Origin of the sequence: Actinomadura sp. KC216 (genome assembly GCF_004348535.1) — a bacterium.
Taxonomy (GTDB): domain Bacteria; phylum Actinomycetota; class Actinomycetes; order Streptosporangiales; family Streptosporangiaceae; genus Spirillospora.
The window spans coordinates 1-1393 of sequence record NZ_SMJX01000629.1; the positions used below are offsets into that span (position 1 = coordinate 1).

1 protein-coding gene is annotated in these 1393 nt (G+C 75.4%); it reads right to left on the bottom strand.

The window, feature by feature from the left end; genetic code table 11:
* Window positions 1-1393 (bottom strand): S8 family serine peptidase (locus E1264_RS42635; protein WP_132183264.1); only part of this gene is annotated, 1393 nt, incomplete at both ends.

Sequence of the window (1393 nt, forward strand, 5' to 3'; positions counted from 1 at the left end):
GTCCGGGACGGGCGGCTGCGGGCGCACCTCGGTGCTCTGCCAGAGCGGGACGCTGACCGGCGCGATCTCCGGCGGCCCCGGCTCCACGGGCGGGGCGGCCAAGAGCGGTGAGGCGGGCGAAGCAGGCGAGGGCGCGCCGGACGGGACGGACGGGACGGTCCGCCGAATGGGCGGCGCGGACGGGAGCCCGTACTCGGGGACGGCATCGGTGTCGGGGCCGTCGTCCTCCGGGCGGCGTCGCTGCCGCCAGCCGAGCACGAGTCCGAGGACGACCAGCAGCCCGCCGCCGCCGAGGACGAGCGGAAGCAGCAGCCCCGGCCCCTCCCCGGACGACTTCGCGGCCGGTCCCGCGGACGGGGACGGCGGCGGCGTCTCCAGCGGCCCGCTGGAGGTCTTGTTGAGCCTGTGCGCGGCGATGAGCGTCCGGAGGGCGTCGACCGTCCCGCGGCAGGTGGGCGACCCGGTCGGCTGGCCGGGGCGCGCCGGCGACCCCTGGATCAGGGCCTGCCGCACCTCGGCCGGGCTCAGCTTCGGGTACCGGGACCGCACGAGCGCGGCGACGCCGGCGACCATCGCCGACGAGGCGCTCGTGCCCGTCCCGACGACGTAGCCGCTGCGCGCGTCGGCGCTGACGATGTCGACGCCGGGCGCGCAGACGGCGGCGTGCGAACGCCGGTTGCTGTCCTTCCAGAGGCGCAGCTCGCGGTCGAGCGCACCGACCGCGATCACCCCGGGGTAGGCGGCGGGGAAGTTCTTGCGGTTCGCGCCGGAGCCGTCGTTGCCCGCCGACGCGATCAGGATGACGCCCTTGCCCAGCGCGTACTTGATCGCGCTCTCCTGGGACGCGGTCCCGTCGTAGAACTGCCGGCCGCCGCCGAGGGACATGTTGATGATGTTCGCGCCGTGATCGACGGCGTACCGGATGCCCTGGGCGACGGCGTCGCGCTCGGCACCGGCCGCCTGCTGCTCGCCGTCCTGGCGCAGCGGGTCGTCGTTCTCCAGCGTGACGCGGACGGACAACACGCGGCTCTGCGGCGCGACGCCCATCATCCCCTGCGACAGCCCCGGCCCGTGGCCGTGACCGGAGATGATGCTCGCCATCGACGTCCCGTGCAGCCCCCAGTAGCGGGTGCCGGGACGCCGCACGCCGCCGGTGAGGTCGGGGCCGTCGATGACCTGCCCGGTGAGGTCGGGGTGGTTCTTGTCGACGCCGGTGTCGAGGACGGCGATGGTGACGCCGCGCCCCTTGGAGTACTTCCACGCTTTGGCGGCGCGCAGCGCGTCCAGATGCCATTCGCGGCCGCGGATCTGGTCGGCCGCCGCTCCCGTGGGCGAGCTGGCGGAAGCGGCGTTGAGCGGACGGTGCGCGGCAAGGCCGTCAGAGGCCGTCGCC